The 19,967-nt window shown below is 73.1% G+C and carries 13 protein-coding genes and 3 pseudogenes; 8 read left to right on the top strand and 8 right to left on the bottom strand.

The window, feature by feature from the left end; all coding sequences use genetic code 11:
• Window positions 1-119 precede the first annotated feature (119 nt).
• Both PH203_RS33585 and PH203_RS33580 read right to left on the bottom strand, forming a co-directional pair.
• On the bottom strand, window positions 120-335 hold the full coding sequence (locus PH203_RS33585; RefSeq protein ID WP_289924990.1) for a type A2 lantipeptide: 216 nt from the start codon (window positions 333-335) through the stop codon (window positions 120-122).
• A gap of 499 nt (window positions 336-834) precedes the next feature.
• Window positions 835-1,248 (bottom strand): PaaI family thioesterase, encoded by a 414-nt coding sequence (locus PH203_RS33580; RefSeq protein WP_289924989.1) that lies wholly within the window; start codon window positions 1,246-1,248, stop codon window positions 835-837.
• Between the two features lie 189 nt (window positions 1,249-1,437).
• Here PH203_RS33580 and PH203_RS33575 point away from each other — a divergent pair, with 189 nt between their 5' ends.
• Window positions 1,438-2,790 carry a S1 family peptidase gene (locus tag PH203_RS33575; protein ID WP_289924988.1) on the top strand — a complete coding sequence of 451 codons (1,353 nt, stop codon included), beginning with the start codon at window positions 1,438-1,440 and terminating at the stop codon, window positions 2,788-2,790.
• Window positions 2,791-2,959: 169 nt separating this feature from the next.
• Here PH203_RS33575 and PH203_RS33570 read toward each other — a convergent pair whose 3' ends face one another.
• Window positions 2,960-5,116, bottom strand: a complete 2,157-nt coding sequence (locus PH203_RS33570; RefSeq protein WP_289924987.1) for a SpoIIE family protein phosphatase — start codon at window positions 5,114-5,116, stop codon at window positions 2,960-2,962.
• 235 nt (window positions 5,117-5,351) lie between these two features.
• Between PH203_RS33570 and PH203_RS33565 the strand changes: the two are divergent.
• Window positions 5,352-5,933: pseudogene (locus PH203_RS33565) on the top strand (response regulator transcription factor); the annotation flags it as partial.
• Here the strand turns inward: PH203_RS33565 and PH203_RS49760 are convergent.
• The 4 genes from PH203_RS49760 to lanKC form a co-directional block, all read right to left on the bottom strand.
• Complete coding sequence (locus tag PH203_RS49760) at window positions 5,856-7,994, bottom strand: ABC transporter ATP-binding protein (RefSeq protein WP_354671287.1); 2,139 nt, start codon at window positions 7,992-7,994, stop codon at window positions 5,856-5,858. The pseudogene PH203_RS33565 and the gene PH203_RS49760 overlap by 78 nt on opposite strands.
• Complete coding sequence (locus tag PH203_RS33555) at window positions 7,991-9,730, bottom strand: ABC transporter ATP-binding protein (RefSeq protein ID WP_289924985.1); 1,740 nt, start codon at window positions 9,728-9,730, stop codon at window positions 7,991-7,993. The genes PH203_RS49760 and PH203_RS33555 overlap by 4 nt, the downstream gene beginning before the upstream one ends.
• A gap of 113 nt (window positions 9,731-9,843) precedes the next feature.
• Window positions 9,844-9,960: a SapB/AmfS family lanthipeptide gene (locus PH203_RS33550; RefSeq protein WP_289924984.1), complete on the bottom strand. Its 117-nt coding sequence runs from the start codon at window positions 9,958-9,960 to the stop codon at window positions 9,844-9,846.
• A 59-nt stretch (window positions 9,961-10,019) separates the two neighbouring features.
• Window positions 10,020-12,605 carry a class III lanthionine synthetase LanKC gene (gene lanKC, locus PH203_RS33545; RefSeq protein ID WP_289924983.1) on the bottom strand — a complete coding sequence of 862 codons (2,586 nt, stop codon included), beginning with the start codon at window positions 12,603-12,605 and terminating at the stop codon, window positions 10,020-10,022.
• 205 nt (window positions 12,606-12,810) lie between these two features.
• On the opposite strand from lanKC, the gene PH203_RS33540 reads away from it, so the two are divergent.
• The 6 genes and pseudogenes from PH203_RS33540 to PH203_RS33515 all read left to right on the top strand — a co-directional run bounded on the left by PH203_RS33540 (window position 12,811) and on the right by PH203_RS33515 (window position 17,897).
• Entirely contained in the window at window positions 12,811-15,258 is a 2,448-nt protein-coding gene (locus PH203_RS33540) for a SpoIIE family protein phosphatase (RefSeq protein ID WP_289925312.1), read from the top strand.
• Between the two features lie 63 nt (window positions 15,259-15,321).
• Window positions 15,322-15,501: a hypothetical protein gene (locus PH203_RS33535; RefSeq protein ID WP_289924981.1), complete on the top strand. Its 180-nt coding sequence runs from the start codon at window positions 15,322-15,324 to the stop codon at window positions 15,499-15,501.
• 87 nt (window positions 15,502-15,588) lie between these two features.
• A pseudogene (locus PH203_RS33530) lies at window positions 15,589-15,750 on the top strand (glucose-1-phosphate thymidylyltransferase); the annotation flags it as partial.
• Window positions 15,747-16,727: a dTDP-glucose 4,6-dehydratase gene (gene rfbB / locus PH203_RS33525; protein WP_289924979.1), complete on the top strand. Its 981-nt coding sequence runs from the start codon at window positions 15,747-15,749 to the stop codon at window positions 16,725-16,727. The pseudogene PH203_RS33530 and the gene rfbB, both read left to right, overlap by 4 nt.
• 56 nt (window positions 16,728-16,783) lie before the next feature.
• Window positions 16,784-17,107: pseudogene (locus PH203_RS33520) on the top strand (sugar nucleotide-binding protein); the annotation flags it as partial.
• The gene (locus tag PH203_RS33515; protein WP_289924976.1) at window positions 17,094-17,897 is read left to right on the top strand and encodes a class I SAM-dependent methyltransferase; all 804 of its coding nucleotides are present in this window, start codon (window positions 17,094-17,096) and stop codon (window positions 17,895-17,897) included. The pseudogene PH203_RS33520 and the gene PH203_RS33515, both read left to right, overlap by 14 nt.
• Window positions 17,898-17,983: 86 nt before the next feature.
• On the opposite strand, the gene PH203_RS33510 is transcribed toward PH203_RS33515, so the two are convergent.
• On the bottom strand, window positions 17,984-19,930 hold the full coding sequence (locus tag PH203_RS33510; RefSeq protein ID WP_289924974.1) for a glycosyltransferase family A protein: 1,947 nt from the start codon (window positions 19,928-19,930) through the stop codon (window positions 17,984-17,986).
• Window positions 19,931-19,967: the final 37 nt, after the last annotated feature.

Here is a 19,967-nt window from a genome sequence, read left to right as displayed (position 1 = left end):
TGAAAACGACAAGGGACCGGCCCGAAGGAGCCGGTTGATTCATGACAGCCGTCTTTCTGACGGCATCCGAGAGTCCCGGAGCCGGGAAACGGCTCCGGGACTCTCGGCACGAGCTGCGATCAGAGACCGGCAACCAGGTTCGTGACCGGGGCCACGGAGAGGCCGGTGGTGCCCTCGACCGTGCCGACGACCGTGTCGACCAGGCCGGAAACCGGGGCGACGCTGTCCACCAGGCCGGTGACGGTGCCCAGGGCGTTCAGCTGCAGGCCGCCGGAGACGTTGTCGAGCTCGGCGTCGGAGATCTCGACGGTCTCAACCTGGGGGGTGGAGTTCATGATGGAACTTCCCTTCATATGGATATTCACAAGGGGGAGCGGTGACCCCTGTGGGGACGGCCGCGACCGCAGGCGCCGGGCGCCGTTGCCGGAGCCCTGTGCGGCCCCTGCGGTGCGATGGATCAAAGCACGCGGCGAGCCCGCGCTTCCAATCAACCAACCGCCCCACCAGGACACTTGAGCCCCAGAAGTGCCCAACGGTGGAGGCCTGCGCACGTCCCGCTGCCGACATCTTCACAGTCGGCACTTCTTCCGTTCATACGCGCTCTTGCGCCCCGGGAAGTGAATCCGACACTCCCGCCCCAATGACATGAGGGGGCGCGCGGGCTTGTGCAGAACCGTCGTCTCCGGTGACTTCGTTGAGCATTGGATGTGCAGATTCCCTGAAGCCAGGATTCGGAGCCGAGTTCGGAACGGACCGCTGTCGATCGATCGCGGACCGTGTCAGGACCGGGTCAGGATCGGTTCAGGACCGGGTCAGGATCGGTTCAGGGCTGGGTCAGCCCAGAAGTGCGTAGACCGTGCTCGCGTGTGCCGCGAGTTCACCCGACTCCTCATCGGTCATCGTGATGTCGGCGAACGCCATGCGCCGGCCCAGTTTGGTGACGACCGCTTCGATCAGGACATCCGAACCGGTCACCGCCCGCTGGAACGACGTCGACTGCTGCACCGTCGTCATGGGTCCGTAAGCCCCTCGCGCCGCCGACACGGCGATCACGGTCGCGGTGTCCGCGGCGGCCATCAGCGCCTGCCCCGACAGCCCTCCGCCCTCCCTCGACAGCCGGTCCGACCAGGGCAGACGCAGGGTGGCGCGGCGGTCGCCCAGGGACTGGACCGACAGACCCAGTTCGAGGACCCAAGGGGCGAAGTTGTCGGCGAGGATCTTGTCGGCTTCGGCGGTCGTCATCGTCATATGGGCGATTGTTCCCGGCGCCGGCCCGCCGGACGCGGACCCTGGCCGATTCGATGCCGTGCAAAGAGATTGCCAGGAAACGGAATTGAACACCCCACGTGACTCCTGCGTACCTCCTGCCATCCAGGCGCCCCGACGAGCCGCCGACGACCGGCGGCACTGACCCCGCCCTTCAGGAGGTCGAGAAGTTTGAGTCACAAGCGAATTCCCAAGCGCAAGGCCGCGATCGCAGCGGGCGGCGTGATGGCGCTCGGAGCAGCCGCGATTCTTCTGCCGCAGGCCAACGCGGGCCAGGACGGCGCCTCCTCGGGGCAGGCCGCCGCCCCCAAGACCCTGAAGGCGTCGGACGCCTCGGACCTCGCCTCGCAGCTCGCCGAACTGCTCGGTGAGGCCTTCGCCGGTTCGTACTACGACGCGGAGCAGCAGCAGCTCGTCGTCAACGTCATATCGGGCGACAACAACAACGTCATCGTGCAGGCGAAGAAGGCCGGCGCGCAGATACGCGAGGTCGACAACAGCCTCGCCGAACTCGCAGCCGGCGCGCAGACCCTGAAGACCGACGCGACCATCCCCGGCACCGCGTGGGCCGTCGACCCCAGGACGAACAAGATCCTGGTCACCGCCGACAGCACGGTCACCGGCGCCAAGTGGGACCAGCTGGAGTCGACCGTCGACACCCTCGGCTCCGGCATGGCGACCATCAAGAAGTCGGCGGGCACCTTCAAGACCTTCCTCTCCGGCGGCGACGCCATCTTCGCCGGCGGCGCCCGCTGCTCCGCGGGGTTCAACGTCGTCGCGGGCGACGGCACCCCGGCCTTCCTGACCGCCGGCCACTGCGGGGTCGCCGCGGCGGAGTGGTCCGACGCGGACGGCGGCGAGCCGATCGCCACCGTCGACCAGGCCACCTTCCCCGGTGACGGCGACTTCGCGCTGGTGAAGTACGACGACCCGGCCACCGTCGCACCCAGCGAGGTCAACGTCGGCGAACAGACCGTCGCGATCTCCCAGGCCGCGGACGCCGAGGTGGGCCTCCAGGTCTTCCGGATGGGCAGCACCACCGGCCTCTCCGACGGCCAGGTCCTCGGACTCGACGCCACCGTGAACTACCCCGAGGGCACCGTCACCGGGCTCATCCAGACCAACGTCTGCGCCGAACCCGGCGACAGCGGCGGCTCCCTGTTCACCCAGGACGGGCTGGCCATCGGCCTGACCTCCGGCGGCAGCGGCGACTGCACCGTCGGCGGCGAGACCTTCTTCCAGCCGGTCACCACGGCCCTGGAGGCGGTCGGCGCGACGCTGGGCGCGGGCGACGCGGCGGGCGGCGGCGCGGAGGCCGGCGCGGGTGACGAGGCCGGCGCCGGTGAGGAAGCCGGAGCCGGCGAAGAGGCGGGCGCGGGCGAGGAAGCCGGCGTCGGTGACGAGGTCGGCGGCCAGGAAGTGGGCGGTGAAGAGGCCGGCGGCCAGGAGGTCGGCGGTGAAGAGGCCGGCGGCCATGACGCCGGTGCGGGCGCGGACGACGGCTCCGGCCTGACCCACCAGTAGCCCCCCTGGCTCCACGGACACGGTCCGGCCCTCCGGCGGGAGGGCCGGACCGTTCGTGCTTCGGCCGGACCGAGGCCGCTCCGGAGCGTGGACGAGGGAGCGGACCGGCTCGGCGGAGAGGCGGTGCGCCGGAACTCCGTGGCGCTGCGGGAGGAGCCGGGACGGGCGCTCAGCCGGTCTCCCGCGCCCGCAACAGCAGCAGCGCCACATCGTCCAGCCGCTCCTGCGTCGCCGTGCCGTCCGCCACCAGATGGTCGGCCAGCTCGTCCAGGGGCGCGTCACCGGCCTCGGCGAGACGGCGGCCCAGGTCGGCGAGGGCGTCCTCGATGTCGACGCCCGGGGACTCGATCAGACCGTCCGTGTAGAGGACGAGGACACTGCCCGGGGCCAGGTCGACCTCGGTGGTGGGGTAGGCCGCCGCCTCGTCGATGCCCAGCAGGGGACCGCCGGCCAGGTCGAGGACGCGCACCCGGCCGTCCGGGCGGCGGAGCAGGGGCGGGGGATGCCCTGCCCGGGCCATCACGGCACGGCCGTGCGCCGGGTCGAGGCGCAGATACAGACAGCTGGCGAAGAGGTCCGAACCCAGGTCGATCAGCAGCCGGTTGGTGCTGCGCATGACCTCCTCCGGGGGCTGGCCCACGGTCGTGTACGCCCGTACCGCCGTGCGGATCTGGCCCATCAGGCCGGCCGCCGTCACGTTGTGCCCCTGGACATCCCCGATCACCGCCGCGGCCACCCCGTGCGAGGGCACCAGATCGTAGAAGTCGCCGCCGATGTCCATGCCCTGAGTGGCCGGCAGATAGCGCGCGGCCGCGTCGACACCGGCCAGGCGGGGCAGGGAGTGGGGGAGCAGCGCCTCCTGGAGGCCGTGCGCGAGGCGGTGCTTGGCGTCGTACAGCATGGCCCTTTCGAGGGCCTGCGCGATCAGGCCGCCCAGGCTCGTCAGCACCGCCCGCTCGTCCGCCGGGAACGGATGCGGTTCGGAGTAGGCGAGCACACAGGTGCCCACCGGGCGCCCGGAGGCGATCAGCGGCAGATACGCCCAGGCCGCGAAGCCGTCGGGGGTCGCGAGCCGCGCCGGGTAGAGGTGCTCCAGCTGGCGGCGCGAGTCGAAGAACGCGGGCACACCGCTCTTCAGGGCCTGCATACCCGGCGTCGACTCGGTCAGCGGCAGCCCGTCGAACCGCTCCACGACCTGCGGGTCCGGATATCCGCGATGCCCCAGCACATGCAGCCGGCCCGCCCGCGAACCGAGGACGACCAGGGCCTGGCCGCCCACCGCCGGGAGGATCTCGTCCGCGACCAGCTGCACCACGTCCTGCACGCCCGCCGCCTCGGTGAGCGCACCCGCCAGGCTCAGCACCTGCGAGATGGTGACCAGCCGGGACGGCGCACCGCCCCCCGCCCGCGGTGCGCCCCGGCTCATCTCCGCCACCGCCCGCGCCCGGCTGACCCGCACACTCAGCCCGGTCGTGCTCGGGTACAGCCGGAACGACAGCCAGTCGGCGGGCGGCCGCAGCGCCACGAACGACGTCGAGTGCTGACTGATCAGCGCGGCCCGGTAACGGTCCTCGTACACGGGGTCGTTGAGCCACGGGACCGACGCCCACAGCTGGGTCCCCAGCAGCCTGCTCACCGGGACTCCGATCAGCTCGGCCGCCGCCGCGTTGGCGAAGGAGATCCGCCCGTGCAGATCGAGCGAGCACAACCCGTACGGCAGCCGCGCCACCATCCGCGCCGCCTCCACCGTGCCGAGCGTGCCGGCCGCCCCGCCCACCGGGGTCCCGGCCAGCAGATCCGGCTCCGGGAACACCGGCCGGCTGTCCTCGGCGGCCCGCTCCAGGCGTACCGCAAGGCGCCCGCAGGCCGCGGTCAGATGGTCCCGCTCCCGGTCGGACAGCTCCGGAGGATGCGAACCCGGCCAGGTCACGAACACCGCGCCGTACGCCGTCGTGCCCGTCGCCACCGGCAACGCGGCCAGCGCGAAGGGGTACGGCAGCACCACCGCGATCCGCGGATAGCGGCGCGCCATGTCCTCCTCGCCGCCCACCCACACAAGGCGTCGCTCCCGGACCGCCTCGGCGACCGGGATCGGGGCGCTGAGCCCCACCCGCTCCCACGGGGCCGCGAACGCCCTGGGCAGCCCGGCCATCACCGCCATCTCCAGCACCGGCTCCTCGGCGGCCAGCAGATAGACCGCGCCGGAGTGGGCGTGCACCTCGTCCATCATCGAGGCCAGCGCCAGCGAGAGCAGCGGCCGGCCGACCCGCGTCCGGGCGGCCGCCGGCGCCTGCGCGGGCCCCTGTCCGTCGGCCACGCCGACCACCTCCTCGCACGGCCGCCGAGATCCAATCTCCTCCCTGGCGGCCGGTCGCGCACGGCGAGCCGCACGGGCCGCCCCGCGCTCCCGGCCCGTCCGTGAAGGGCTCGCGCGTACCCGCTCCGCCCCGGGCCATGCCCCCACAGTCGAAGCGCGGGACGGTGTACGGGCGCCGGATGTGCGCCCCCGCGCACCCTGATGGCCGGTTCTTCGCGCCCCGGAAGAGTGCGGGACGCGAACAATGGGGCACGCGCTCCTCACCACGGAACCGGCGAACGGCGAGGCGAAGGGACGGGCAGTGATCCGGGTGCTTCTGGTGCACGACGAGTGTCTGGTCAGATCGGTCCTGGCGGAGTGGCTGCGCCGGGAGCCGGACCTGGGCGTCTTCGACGCCCCTTGGCACAGCGCACCGGGCCGTCTGCGATCCGTGGCGCCGGACGTCTGCGCGGCCGACCTGGAGTGCGCGGACACGTACGGCCTCCCCCCGCTGCGCGAACTGTGCGCGTGCAGGCCCGGGGCAGCGCCGCCACACCTGCTCGTCCTCGCCAGCGCCAACCGGCCGGGGCTGCTGAAACGAGCCGTCGAGGCGGGAGCCCTCGGCTATGTCGACAAGGAGGGCGCGCCGGAGCACCTGGTGCGCGGGATCCGGCGGGTCGCCGAAGGAAAACGTTTCGTCGACGACTCGCTCGGCTTCGGCTTCCTCAAGGCCGCCGAGATGCCGCTGACCCGGCGGGAGCTGAGCGTGTTATCCCTCGCCGCCGAGGGCGCCTCCGTCGCGGAGATCGCCGGGAGTCTGCACCTGTCCCACGGGACCGTGCGCAACTACATGGCCGCGATCACCCGCAAGACCGGCGCCCGCAACCGCATCGACGCGATCCGGATCTCGCAGGGGGAGGGCTGGCTCTGACGGCGCCCAGCTCCCGACGAGGTCCCGGTAGAGGTCCGAGCACCGCATCAGCTCGCCGTGCGTCCCGTACGCCGTCCGCTGCCCGTCCATGACCAGGACGTGCCCGGCGCGGCGGGCGGAGCTGATGCGGTGCGCGACGACCACGAGCGTGCCGCCGGGCCGCCCGGCGAACGCCCGTTCCGCCCGCTCCTCCGCCCGCGGGTCCAGATGACAGGTCGCCTCGTCGAGCAGGGCGAGCGGGGCGTACGACAGATAGGCCCGCGTCAGGGCGACGAGCTGCCGCTCACCGGCGGAGAGGGCGGCCGGATCGACGACGGCGCCGGGACCGCCGAGCGCGTCCAGCACCGGTGTGAGGCCCACCGCCTCGGCCGCGGCGAGCAGCTCCGCCTCGGGCACGGGGTCGGGCCGCAGATGCCCGAGATTCTCACCGAGGGTTCCGGTGAACACGTACGCCTCCTGCGGGATGAGCACCCGCCGCGCGACGGCCTCCGGCCCCCTCGCCGGGTGTCCGAAGATGCGGATCGTGCCGTGGCCGGGTTCCAGCAGCCCGGCGATCAGTGCGGTGAGCGTGGACTTCCCGATGCCGCTGGGGCCTACGACGGCCAGGTGGGCGCCGGGCCGGAGGGTGAGGTCGAGGCGGTCGAGGACGGGGGCGGCGGTGGGGCCGTAGGCGAAGGTGACGGAGGTGAGGGTGAGGGCGGCGGGGGAGCGGGGCGCCGGGTTCGGCGGTGTGCAGGACTGGGGTGCGGTGCGGGGTGTGCAGTGCGGTGTGGAGTGGGAGTGCCGTGTGGAGTGAGGTGGTGAGTCGGCGGGTCCTGGAGGGCCGCCTGACGGCTTGGCGTGTCCCGCCTGCGGTCGGCCGGACGGCTGGGCGAGTCCCACCGGCGGCCGGCTGGAGGGCGGGCGCGGTCCCTCGGGCGGGTCGCCGATCGCCGGGCGCCTCCCGGCCGGCCCGCCGTCACCCGAAGCCGCCCTCTCACCGGTGTCCCCGGCCCCCGCCGCCGTCTCCCGGACCAGGCGCCGCACCACCACCACCAGGCGTGAGCCGCTCGTGCCCAGACCGTGGATCAGGTTGTGGAGGGCCGGCAGGAGGGACTGGGTGACGTAGGCGAGCGCGCCGACCAGGGCGCCGGTGGTGACGCCCCGGCCGAGCAGCCACGGGGCGGTGGCGAGCAGGAGCAGGACCGGCAGATGGCCGCCGATCGCGAGGGAGGCCACGCGCAGGACGCCCCAGCGGGCCAGGGAGGTCGCGGCCCGGCGCTCGGCGTCGATGCGGAGCCCTGTCTCGCCGGCGACCCTTTCCTCCGCACCGGCCGCCGTGATGTCCCGCAGCCCCGGGCAGACGGCCCCGTACCGCTCCGCCAGCGCCTCGTCGGCGACGAGGAACGCCTCCTGCCGGCGGGCCAGCGGCCGCAGCGTCGCCGCGAACAGCGCAAGCCCCGCCAGCAGCGGCGGCCCCACGACCAGCAGGAGCAGCGGGGCGAGCGAGAAGAGGCCGACGAGCGCGCCGACGGCCGTGAACACGAACGACCGCGACACCATGACGAGCCCGGCGAACGTGTCCCGGGCGATCTCCGCCTGCTGGGTGAGCCCGGACAACGCCCCGGTGTCCCCCTCCCGCACCCCGCGCGCGACGACCCGCACCACCAGCCGGTCCCGGAGCGGCTCCACCAGCGCGGCGACCGCCCCGTACACCCGCACCGTGCCGTACGCCCCGACGAGGACACCGAGGGCGGCCGCCCCGAGCCACGCCAGCCCCGTGCCCGGCCGTCCCGCGAGGAACCCCTCGTCCAGCGCGCGGGCGGGCGCGTACCCGACGAGAAACGTCTGCCCCGTCTCCAGCACCGACCACCCGCCGAGCCGCACGACGACCCGCCACCGGTCCCGCAGGAATCGCAGCCCGCGCCGGTGGACCGCACCGCCCGCGCCCCTCTCACGCCAGGACCGCTCGGCCCGCCCACCGGGCACGCCGCTCATCGCCCTTGCCCGTCCGGTCCGTTCGGCCGTTCTCCGAGCACGCCTGTCGTCTGCGTCTCCGCGCCCGCGAACACCGCCCGGTACCCCGCCGTCGCCCACAGCTCCGTGTGCCGCCCCACCGCCCGCACCCGTCCCCCGTCCAGCCAGGCCACCGCATCCGCCCGTGCCGCCGTGGCCGCCCGATGGGCGATCAGCAGCCGCGTGCCCACCCCGTCGCCCCCCACCAGCGCCCCGGTGATCTGCGCCTCCGTCACCGTGTCCAGGCTGGACAGCGCGTCGTCGAGGACGAGGAGACGGCCGCCGTGGGCGAAGGCCCGGGCGAGGCCCAGACGTTGGGACTCGCCGCCGGAACGGGGGGCGTCGGCGCAGCGGGTGGCGTATCCGGCGGGGAGGCGGTTCACGAAGTCGTCCGCGTGGGCCGTGCGGGCCGCCTCTCGGACACGCGCGGACGAGGGCGACGGCATTCCCAGCCCGATCTCCTCCTCCAGCGTGCCGCCCAGCAGCGCCGGGCGTTCGAAGGCGTGGCCGATGGCCCGGCGCAGCTCGTCGTGGGTCAGGTCCCGCAGCGGTACGCCGTCGAGGAGCACCTGCCCGGCGTCCGGGTCGGCGAGGCGCCCGGCGATCGCGGCGAGCAGTGACTTGCCCGCCCCCGAGCGGCCGACGACGGCCATCGTCGTGCCGCCGGGCACGACGAGGTCCACCCCGTCCAGCACCGTCCGTCCGCCGCGCACCGCCGTCACACCGCGCAGCTCAAGGCGGCCCGGCCCCGGTGGCAGCCGACGCGTCCCGTAGCCGATCGGGGGCTCCGCGAGGGCCTCGTCCACGCGCCCGGCCGCCGCCCGCGCGCGTGAGAGCCCCGCCAGATGCCCCACCAGCACGCCGACCCCCGTGGCCAGCACCGCGTACCGCGAAGCCGCGAGCACCTCGCCCACCGTCAGCCGGTGCCGCGCGAGCAGTACCCCCGCGACGGCGACGACACCGAGCTGGAGGAGCGGGGCCACGGCCACCGACCGGCCGGCCGCCCGGCCCTGCACCCGCCACATGTCGTGGCCGGCCCGGGACAGCTCGGGCAGCGGCCGCAGGATCCGCGCCGCCTCACGGTCCGCCGTACCGGCCGCCCGGATCGTGCGATGCCCGCCGACCGCCTCCGAGAGCGCCCCCGCGATCCGCCCCTGCACTTCCTGGTAGCGGTGCACGCACTCCCGGGTGTCCCGGGCGAAGGCCCGCAGCAGCAGGACCAGCACCGGTGCTCCGGCCACCAGCACGGCCGCGAGCCACGGGTCGATCAGTACGAGGGCCACCAGGCCGCCGACCGGTCCGGCCAGCGCGGCGAGCAGCGCCGCCCGGGCGGTCGGCGCCGTCCCGGCCTGCGCGGCGTTGCCGACGAGCCGTGCGACCAGGTCCCCGGTGCCGAACCGGGCGCCGGCGCGTGGACCGACGGCCAGGACATGCCCGGTGAGCCGGCGGCGCAGCCACGCGGTGGTCCGCGCGTCGACCGTGCCGCCCAGCACGGTCTCGCACGCGTCGAGCACCGCGAGCAACAGCACCAGTGCGGCGCAGTACAGCACCCAGCGGGTCGCGGGCGCCTCGGCCAGCAGCAGATCCAGCGCACGCCCCAGCGCGGCCGGCAGCAGCAGCCCGGCCCCCGTCGCGGCGGTGCTCACCAGACACAGCACCGCACAGCGCGCCGGGTACGGACCGAACGGCCCCGGAAGCGCCCTGACGTCTCCCGCCATTCCTGCCATTCCTGCCATACGGCTGCCGCCCTCACCCCTCGGCGCACGTGGACCCCGGGCGGCCCCTCCCTCGCGGGATCGGGCCGCCCGGAGCCATGGACACACGGTGTTCGTCAGAGACAGAGCGTGATGCTCGCCGCGCTGATGCAGGACAGCACGCTGAGGCTGCTGACTCCGCCGCCGCCCGTGTGCTCTTCGGCCTCCATCGCCTGCAGGTCGAGAAGTGCCATGTCGTCTTCCTTTCCTCGGTGTCGTCCACCCGTGGGGACGGGGTTGGGTCACGGCTCCGTCAGTTCGCGCAGCCGCGCTGTGGGGGCCGCCGAAGCGGCGGCAGGAACGGCAGTCGGATGTCGCCGCCGGTGTCGAGGGCCGCGCCGAGCGCGAGCAGGCACCCTGCCGTTCCGGTGCCCAGGTCCATCGACAGCCGCATCATCTGATGCCCCGGGAAGGCCAGTTGGCCCTGGTAGGACATCGCGAACCAGCCGAGCCCGGCGATCTGCCCGGCGATCCGCTCCTGGCTCGCGCCCGTGCGGGCGAGGTGCAGGATCATCCCGGCGCGCCCCTGGAAGAGCCCGGGCTGTGCGTAGAACCGGAAGCCGGCGGCGGTCAGGATCCCGGCCCGGGCCCTCTCGAACTCCGCCGCCGCATCCGGTACTTGGGCGAGATAGTCGTCCAGGACCATCCCGATCCCGACGCTCCCCTCGCCCAGATAGGGCAGCGTCCGCCACCCTTCGTCGACCTCCAGCGAACCGCCCGGGTGCGTCACACAGCACTCCAGATCCCGCCGCAGCGCCACCCCCGCCGCCGCCAACAGCCGCTCCTCACCGGTCCGTTCGTACTGCCGCAGCAGAAACAGCGCAGGCCCGCTCGCCCCGCGCAACAGCCCGGCCCGCCGCCGAGGCGCCTGCACGGGGGGCTCCGCGAGACGTCGTACGACGATGTCGGCGGCTTCCGCGGCCCGGTCCCGCAGCTCCGGCTCGCCGGTCGCGTCCGCCAACCCGCCCAGGACCAGGCCGAGTCCGGCCAGTCCGCCGTGCAGGTCGAAGGAGAGTTTCTGCCATCGTTCGGCGAGGACCGTCCCGATCAGGTCGAGGGCGCGCTGCCGGTGTCCCAGCCGGTCCAGGACGTGCGCCACGCCCGCGAGACCGTCGTACAGCCCGAGCGGTGTGCCGGGCGGCGGGGTCGCGGTGCGGGCGAGGAGCCAGCGCTCGCCCTCCTCGTACCGCCCGGCGCCGACCGCGTCCAGCGCGTACAGCACTCCGGCCGCACCGTGGGCGAGACCGAGCCCGCCCCCGTCGGAGAACTGCGCGATGTCACCGGGGAAGAGCCGGTCCTCGCGCTCCGGGGTCGCCGAGGCGAGGATCGCCTTGGCCATGGAGTCACGGCTGTAGGGCCAGTCCCCGGGCTCGACGAAGGACGGTGACCGCGCCGGGGTGCCCCGGGTGATCTCCGCCACCGCCTCGTCCAGGAACTCCCGTGGCACGTCCGGGAACTGACGGGTGATCACTTCGGCGAGATGGGCCGCCTTGCCCCGGTCCACCGTGAACAGCGTGGTCACCGGCAGGAACAGGGCGAGCCGCAGACAGGCCAGCGCATAGCGGTCGACATCGATGCCCGTGCGGTCCGGCGGGGCGTGGAAGCCGGGGTGGGCGACGACCTGGCGGCCCTGCTCCGAGACGGGCGCCGCCGCCTCGAAGTCGAGCAGGGACACCGACTCCTCGTCCGGCCCGACCATGATGTTGAAGACGTGCAGGTCGTTGAAGACGATCCCGCGGGCGTGCACCGCCGCCACCGCCCGCTCCACCGCCCGGTGGATCCGCACCGCCCACGCCGTGTACTGCGCCACGGCCCGCGGATCGGGATCAGGGGTGAGCAGCGGATGCCGCTCGGCGAAGAACGAGTTCAGCGGCCGCCCCTGGAGGAAGTCCATCACCAGGAAACGGTGGTCGCCGAGCGTGAACCAGTCCCGGACCTCCGGCACCACACCCGTCCCGGCCACCTGTTCCAGGGCGTACTTCTCGCGCTCCAGACGCGTCACGGCGTCCGCCCCGTCCGCGGCCAGCCCCGCGTGCGGCCGCCCCTCCTTCAGCACGACCCTGCTGCCGTCCCGGGTGTCGGTGCCCGCGTACACCCCGCCGCCGTTGGAGAAGTGCAGCGCCTTCTCGATCCGGTACGGCAGGTCGCCGACGGTCGTGGTGTTCCGTGCCGCCAGATGCGGCTCCAGGAAGGCGGGCAGCTCCACCCACTTTGGGACCTGGAAGGACGGCGCCCGCCGGTCCGGCACGAGGTTCCCCCCGCCGTCCCGTACCGCGGGCACCAGCGTCCCCCGCTCGTCGACCACGAAGGTGCGCGCGAAAGCGCCGTAGCGGACGTAGAGCGGACCGTCGTACCACCGCAGGTCGGTCAGGATGTACGGCCCCTCGAAGCCCTCCAGGAGCCGGCCCAGCTCGCGCAGCACGACATGCAGCCGCTCCTCGTCCGCCGGGAAGACCGTGACGAACTTGCCGCTGGTGTCGCGCCCGGCGTACTTGGTGTTGCGCAGGTGGAGCAGATGCGGTCCGGGGACGAACTTGAACGGGATGCGGCGCGGTACGCAGTAGTCCCACACGATCGCCGCGATCCGGTCCGCGTTCGCCCGGGTGGCCGAGGCGTGGATCTTCCAGCCCTGGGCCGGTCCGGGCTCCGGGGCGCCGTCCGCGCCGAGCGGGGTCAGGCCCAGCCAGTCGCCGATCCGCGCCGCCTCCCAGCCGCCCGGCACCGCGCGCCGCGCCGTTTCGAACAGGGGCGCCCCCTCACCCGCCCCCGCGGACAGCCGGTCCGGCGTCTCGTAGAAGTACGGGTCGGCGAGCGCGTACACCTCGTACCGCTTGTCCATGCGTCCCCCTCCGTCCCCCTCCGTGGCCCGGAATCGAGCTTCCAGCGGGGCGACGGGCACGGACAGTCCCGTCTGTCACGAGATCACCGTGCGGAACGCATGCGTAAAGAATTGTTCGGAGGGTTTCGACCCCTGCCCCCGCAGACACTCCACGGAATGCTCACAGGGGCTGCGCAGGCGCCGTATAAGCGCTGTAATGACGGACGTGGTCAGTGAGGGCGCTGCGGGACGCAGAACGAGAACGCTGCGTGCCGAAGTTGCCCTCAAAGCGCTCACGGACGGTCCCGATTCGCCCGAACGGCTGCGCCGCCTGCTGGAGCAGGCGCTCGTCTTCGCCGGAGCGACCCTCGCCGCCGTGTACGCGCCGGGCGAGGACGCGGACCTGCTGTGCCTCGTCGAGTCCGCCGGCGTGCCCCGGACGGTCTACGGGCTGCGCGACGGCTACCCGCGCTCCGGCGGCTCCCCGCTCGCCGAAGCCCAGCGCACCGGCCGCGCGCTGTTCCTCGGCCCCGAGGAGCTCGCCGGCTGCGCCGAGGCCCGGCGCGCGCCCGCGCGGGACTTCCACCTGGCCGTGCTGCCCGCGCACGGGGACGACGGCCGGGCCTGTCTGGTCGCCGTGGGCGAGGACCCCGGCGGCTTCGACGACGACGACCGCAAGTGTCTGGAACTGATCGCCGACGCCGTCGCCTGTCCGGTCCAGCCCCGGGCCGCCGAGGGCGAGGAGCTCCCCGCCAACTCCTTCAGCCTCGCCATGGACACCGGCCGCATCGAGGTCGGCGCCGACATCCTGGAACTGTTCCGGATGGGCCGCGACGACTTCGACGGCCGCGTCGAGACCCTGCTCGCCCTCACCGTGCCCGAGGACCTGCCCTCGCTGATGTCGGTCGTCGAGGCCGACCACATGTCCATCGGCGACCGCGAGCTGGAGTTCCGCGTCCTGCAGCCCACCGGGCCGCCCAAGTGGCTCAGACTGCGCGGCCGCATCCTGCCCGGCGGCGAAGGCCGGTCCGCCCGCCTCGTCGGCACCGTCGCCGACGCCTCCAAGCTGCGCTCCGACGTCACCGACGTGGCCCGGGTCCAGCGCCTCGCCGCCGCCCTCGCCACCGCCGGCACCGTCCGCGACGTCAGCCAGGCCGTGGTCGCCGCCCTGCGCAAGCCCCTGCTGGCCGACCGCATCGCGCTCGCCGAGCTGGAGGGCGACCGGCTCGTCGTCACCGTCCTCGACCCGCCCGAACCGGAGTCCTGGCCCGAGCTGTGGCGTCTGGAGTGGCGCACCGAGTGGCCCGAGGCACCCGTCCGCGCCATGCCCACCCTCGCCGCCGCCCTGAGCGAGGGCCGCGCCCACATCTGGCCCGCGGGCACCACCCTGGAACCCGCCCTCGCCGACGTCGGCCCCGGCGGCCTCGCCGTCCTGCCGCTGCCCGGCGCGGGCCGCATGGCCGGCGCCTGTCTGATCGGCTGGGACACCCCGCACGACTTCGGCCCCGACGAACGCGCCCTGCTCACCGCCTCCGCCGGCCTCGCCGGGCAGGCCCTGATGCGCGCCCACGCCTTCGACGCCGAGCACGAACTCGTCGGCATGCTCCAGCGCCAGCTCCTGCCCCGCCGCCTGCCCAGACTCCCCGGCGCGGTCGCCGTCGCCCGCTATCTGCCGAGCACCGCAGGGCTGGAACTCGGCGGCGACTGGTACGACGTGATCCCGCTCCCCGACAACCACGTCGCCCTCGTCATCGGCGACGTCCAGGGCCACAGCGCGGGCGCCGCCACCCTCATGGGCCAGATGCGCACCGCCCTGCGCGCCTACGCCGTCGAGGGACACCCCCCGGACGTCGTCGTCTCGCACGCCAACCGGCTCCTCGTGGACATGGAGACCGACCTCTTCGCCACCTGCGCCTATGTCGACGTCGACATGGAGGAGGGCTCCGCCTGGTGCGTGCGCGCGGGACACCTCCCGCCGGTACTGCGTCACCCGGACGGAGCAACGGAGATCGTCGAGGACGAGGGCGGCCCGCCGCTCGGCGTGGTCCTGCAGGCGGACTTCCCGATGACCCCGCTGCGGCTCCAGCCCGGCACCCTGCTCGCCCTGACCACCGACGGCCTCGTCGAGTCCGCCGACTCCGACATCGACGAGGGCATGGACCGCTTCGCCCACGAGCTGTCCGCCTCCGACCCCGCCCACCTCGGACTCGTCGCCGACGCCCTGCTCGGCAACGCCCGCCGCAGCGACGACGTCGCCCTGCTCCTCATGCGCTACGACGGCATGGCCTCCCGCCCGCTGCGCGAGAACTGGACGGTGTGGCGCGTCCCCCAGGCCGTCGGCCACGCCCGCCGCTTCACCCGCCGCACCCTGCGCACCTGGGGCGTCTCCGCCGACACCACCGACACCGTCCTGCTCATCGTCTCCGAACTCGTCACCAACGCCCTCGTGCACACCGACGGCCGGGTCCGCCTCGACCTCACCCTCGTCAACCACCGTCTGCGCGTCGCCGTCGCCGACTCCTCGCCCCGCACCCCCGCCAAGGCCACCAGCATCGGCTGGGAGGCCACCGGCGGCCGCGGCATCCTCCTCGTCGAGGCGATGTCCGACACCTGGGGGACGGTCCCGGTCAGCGGCGGCAAACAGGTGTGGAGCGAGGTCGCGCTGGAGGGGTGACCGTGGCCCGCGCGGGTACCCGGCAGGGAAGCTTTCCGTGGCGCAGAAGGAAGATGAACCGTCGTGACCGCGTACACAGATGACAAACCCGTCGTCCGTCGAGCCGAGACGGGCTGGGCCAGGGCCCGCCGTCTGCGGGACAAGGGCGTGGTGCGGACGTGGGTCCCGGCCGTCGTGGAATCCGACAGCGCGGCTGCCGCGGGCCCGGGTCCGGAGGCCAACATCGTCAGGGGCGAGGACTGACCACTCGTACGAGTGCACCTCAAAAACGATCGGCTTGCCGCGCCCCGGACGAACGGGGCTAAGGTGAACCGGACGGAGGCTCTGCTGAACTGCCGTGGCACGGACAGTGAATGGGAGTTCTCCGTCGTCTTGCGCGACTCCTTGATCCAGGGCGTGGGGCGTATAGAGTCCTCCCTCATCGGCCGTCACGCCGAACCCAGTGCCCACCGCCCAGTGCTCGGAGACCACAGCAAGGTGCAGATCCGTTGAACCTCCTCGTCACCGGTGCCGCCGGCTTCATCGGCTCCCAGTACGTGCGCAGGCTCCTCGCCTCGGAGTCCTCCGACGCGCCGCGGATCACCGTGCTGGACAAGCTCACCTACGCCGGCTCCCTGGACAACCTCGAACTCGACCATCCCCGCCTGGAGTTCGTGCAGGGCGACATCCGTGACGCCGAGCTCGTGGACAAGTTGGTGTCCGAGGCCGACCAAGTCGTGCACTTCGCCGCCGAGTCCCATGTGGACCACTCCATCAGCGGCGCGACCGACTTCGTCCTGACCAACGTGGTCGGCACCCAGACCCTCCTCGACGCGGCCCTCAGACACGGCACCGGCCCCTTCGTGCACGTCTCCACCGACGAGGTCTACGGCTCCATCGACGAGGGCTCCTGGCCCGAGACCCACCCCCTGGCACCGAACTCGCCGTACTCCGCCTCCAAGGCATCCTCCGACCTGCTCGCCCTCGCCTACCATCGCACCCACGGCCTGGACGTCCGCGTCACCCGCTGCTCCAACAACTACGGGCCGCACCAGTTCCCCGAGAAGGTCGTCCCGCTCTTCATCACCAACCTCCTCGACGGCCGGAAGGTCCCCCTCTACGGCGACGGCCGCAACGTCCGCGACTGGCTGCACGTCGACGACCACTGCCAGGGCGTCGACCTCGTCCGCACCGCCGGCCGGCCCGGCGAGGTCTACAACATCGGCGGCGGCACCGAGCTCAGCAACCGGGAACTGACCGGGCTGCTCCTCAAGGCGTGCGGCGCCGGCTGGGACAGGGTCGAGTACGTCGAGGACCGCAAGGGCCACGACCTGCGCTACTGCGTCGACTGGACCAAGATCCGCACCGAGCTCGGCTACCGGCCGCGCCACGACTTCACGGCCGGCCTCGCCGCCACCGTCGCCTGGTACCGGGAGAACCGCGCCTGGTGGGAGCCGCTGAAGCGGCGCGCAGCCCGGGAGCACGGATGAGGCGGCCGGAGCGGCCCGGCCGGCCCCCTGCGAGCACCAAGATCACACCCCTGCGGAGCGCGGACGTGGTGAACCGTATCGCCGCCCTCGGCCCTGGCGTCGGCCAGGGCACGAAGGGTATGTTCCACGCCACCGGCTCCGCCGAGACCACCTGGTACGAACCGGCCCCTGAGGTGTTCCGGCACCCCGGGGCCGACCCCGACCGGGTGCGGCCGGTGGGCAGTGCGGCCTTCCCGAGGCCCGCGCCCCGCCCCGCAACCAGCGCCCTCGCACACGGCAGACGGCAGCAGCTCGCTCCGTCGCCGTCGCGTGGCCGGCGCACCGCCCTGCATGAGGCACTGCCCGAGATTCGCAAGGAGTCCCTCCGTGAAACGCCATGAGTTCCTGCGGGAACTGCACAAGGTCAGCGCGAACCGCAACTACCTGGAGATCGGCGTCAACGACGGCCGCAGTCTCACCTTGTCGCGGGTGCCCAGCATCGCGATCGACCCTGCGTTCAAGGTCGTGAGCGAGATCCGATGTGACGTCCACCTGGTGAAGGCCACCAGCGACGACTTCTTCGCCCGCGACAACCCGCTGGCCCACCTCAAGGGCGGCCGCCACCCGCTGCGCAACCTGCGCCGCGGCCGCAGCCCCATCGGCTACTGGCGGCGCACCACCCTCGACCTGTCGTTCATCGACGGCATGCACCTCTTCGAGTACGCGCTGCGCGACTTCATCAACGTGGAGAAGTACTCGGACTGGGGCAGCGTCATCGTCCTCGACGACATGCTGCCGCGGACCATCGACGAGGCCGCCCGCGACCGGCACACCAACGCCTGGACCGGCGACGTCTACAAGATGATCGAGGTCCTCAACCGGTACCGCCCGGACCTGGTGACCGTCCTGGTCGACACCCAGCCGACCGGCCAGCTGATCGTCTTCGGCGCCGACCCGGACAACACGGTCCTCAAGGACAAGTACGACGAGATCATCGCCGAGTACGTGGTGCCCGACCCGCAGAAGGTGCCCGAGGCGATCCTCGAGCGCGTCAAGGCGGTGAAGCCCGAGGAACTCGTGGGAGCGAGCTTCTGGGGTGCGCTCACCAAGTCCCGCAACGTGGGTGTGGGCCGCTCCCGCGGCTGGGCGCCGCTGCGCAAGGCGCTGGAGCCGCTCGCGACCGGCCGCTGAGCGGTCGGCCGCCGGGCAGTCGTACGCACAGGCGGAGCGGTCCGGGTACCTCCTGGTACCCGGACCGCTCCGCCTTCGACGTGCCGCTACTTCCCGCGCTGCGGGATGCGGGCCTTCGCCGCCCGCAGTACCTTGCCCAGCCCGCGCCGGACCCGACGGGCCAGCCGCCGCGTACCGCCGGGGTTCGGGGCGCGCACCGCACGGACCGTGCCCGCGCGGGCCCGCAGCGCGAACGGCAGCACGAGATGGCGGGGCTCGCCCGCGTCCGGGAACGGGTTCAGTGCCACCCGCCAGGTCGCGCCCCGCAGCTCGGCGAGGGGCAGCTCGGCATCGAGGACCGACCCCTGTCCGGCCGCCGCGGGGGACAGGGTGGCGGGTACGTCGAGGATCGTCGCGGAGCCGAGCCGCAGCACCACCTTGGTGTCATCGGCCACGTGCAGCGGGACGGCGGCACGCAGCTGCCCGCCGGTGACGGTGACCACGGCGGGCGTGACCCGGTCCAGGCCGAGCCGCTCGGGCGTCCGGTCCACCGCGAGGGCGAGGTTGCCGTGCGGACGGGTCCAGTACGGCAGGACGGTGCGGCCGCCCGCGAGCGCGCCCTGCGGGGCGGGCCGGTCGTCGAGCGGGGCCGGACCCAGCCGGCACTCCTTGGTCCAGGCGCCCAGCCGGACCCGTACGAGCGCGTCCCACAGACCGGCGTCCGGAGCGGCCCCGCCCGCCAGCGTGGCTGCGGGGACCGACGCCGTCACCCGCAGCACCAGACGCACCCCGTCCCCGTCCGGGGTCGTCTCGCGGGTGACCGTCACGGGCTGGAAGTGATGGGCGGCGCTGGCGCGGTCGCGCAGCATCAGATCACCCGAGGCCTTCTCGAACCGTGTCACGGAGTCGGCCGCGACCCAGGCGATGGCCTCGGCGGCGTCGAGGGGCGGCTCACCGGTCGCCGGGGCGCCCTCGGCGGGGAACACCAGGGGCTCGCCGCCCGAGGTGAACTCGGCGCGCAGACCGACCCGCAGGGTGCCGTCCTCCCAGGTGACCGCTTCCGGTACGGCCTTGAGCCCGATACCGGCCTCCCACTCGGCGAAGGCGACGACATCGTCGTACCGGTTCGCGGCGATCAGCGCCGCCACGACCCGCTGCGCGGGCGGAAGGCCGGCCGCCACACCCGGGCCGAACCGCTCGACGGCGACCGCGTGGATCTCCGCGAACAGGGAACGCCGGTAGTCGTCCGGGTACTTGGAGAACCTCTTGCCGCGCATCCGCTCGACCATCTCGACGCGCAGCCAGCGCCGGAACAGCCGGTCACGCACCTCGCCGGGCTCGGTGTACTTCTCGACGACGTCGAGGGCCTCGCGCAGATTCCTGAAGTACCCGACCGGATCGAACTGCTGGAAACCGGCGTTGGAGGCGTCGTCCCGGCTCAGGTGGTAGTAGCAGACGTAGTCGCTGAGCACGGAGACGTTCTTCGCGCGCAGATACGCCTCCGCGATGAAGACATGGTCCTCCAGGCGCCGACGGCCCTCGGGGAAGCGCAGCCCGATGTCGTCGAGGAAGGCCCGGCGGATCATCTTGTGGGGCGTGAGGCTGTCGATCAGCGGCGCGTTCTCGACCGACGCGTGCGGCCGGTTGCGGCGGAACAGCTCGATGGGGACGCCGCGCCCCTTGCCCGCCATCTTCCCCACGATCACATCGGCGCCGTTGGCGACGCCGTAGTCGTGCATCCGCTCCAGCGCCTCGTCGCCGAGATAGTCGTCGTTGTCGACGAACATGACGAACTCGCCCTGCGCGGCGGCGATCCCGACGTTGCGGGGCTTGCCCGACCAGCCGGAGTTCTCCTGGTGGATCACCCGCATGCGCGGGTCCTCGGTGGCGAGCTCATCGAGCCGGCCGGGTGTTCCGTCGGTGGAACCGTCGTCGACGAAGATCACTTCGTACTCGTCGGGAGGCAGCGACTGCCTCTTCAGAGACGCGATGCAGTCCTCGATGTAGACCCCGGGGTTGTACACGGGGACGACGACGCTGACCTTGACCGGCATGAGCTCGGTCCCCCTTGGGTCGCTTGTCGTTTGTGTC

The organism is Streptomyces sp. S.PB5, from assembly GCF_030403745.1.
In the GTDB taxonomy this organism is placed as follows: Bacteria; Actinomycetota; Actinomycetes; order Streptomycetales; family Streptomycetaceae; genus Streptomyces.
This window is presented reverse-complemented; position numbering and strand designations above follow the sequence as displayed.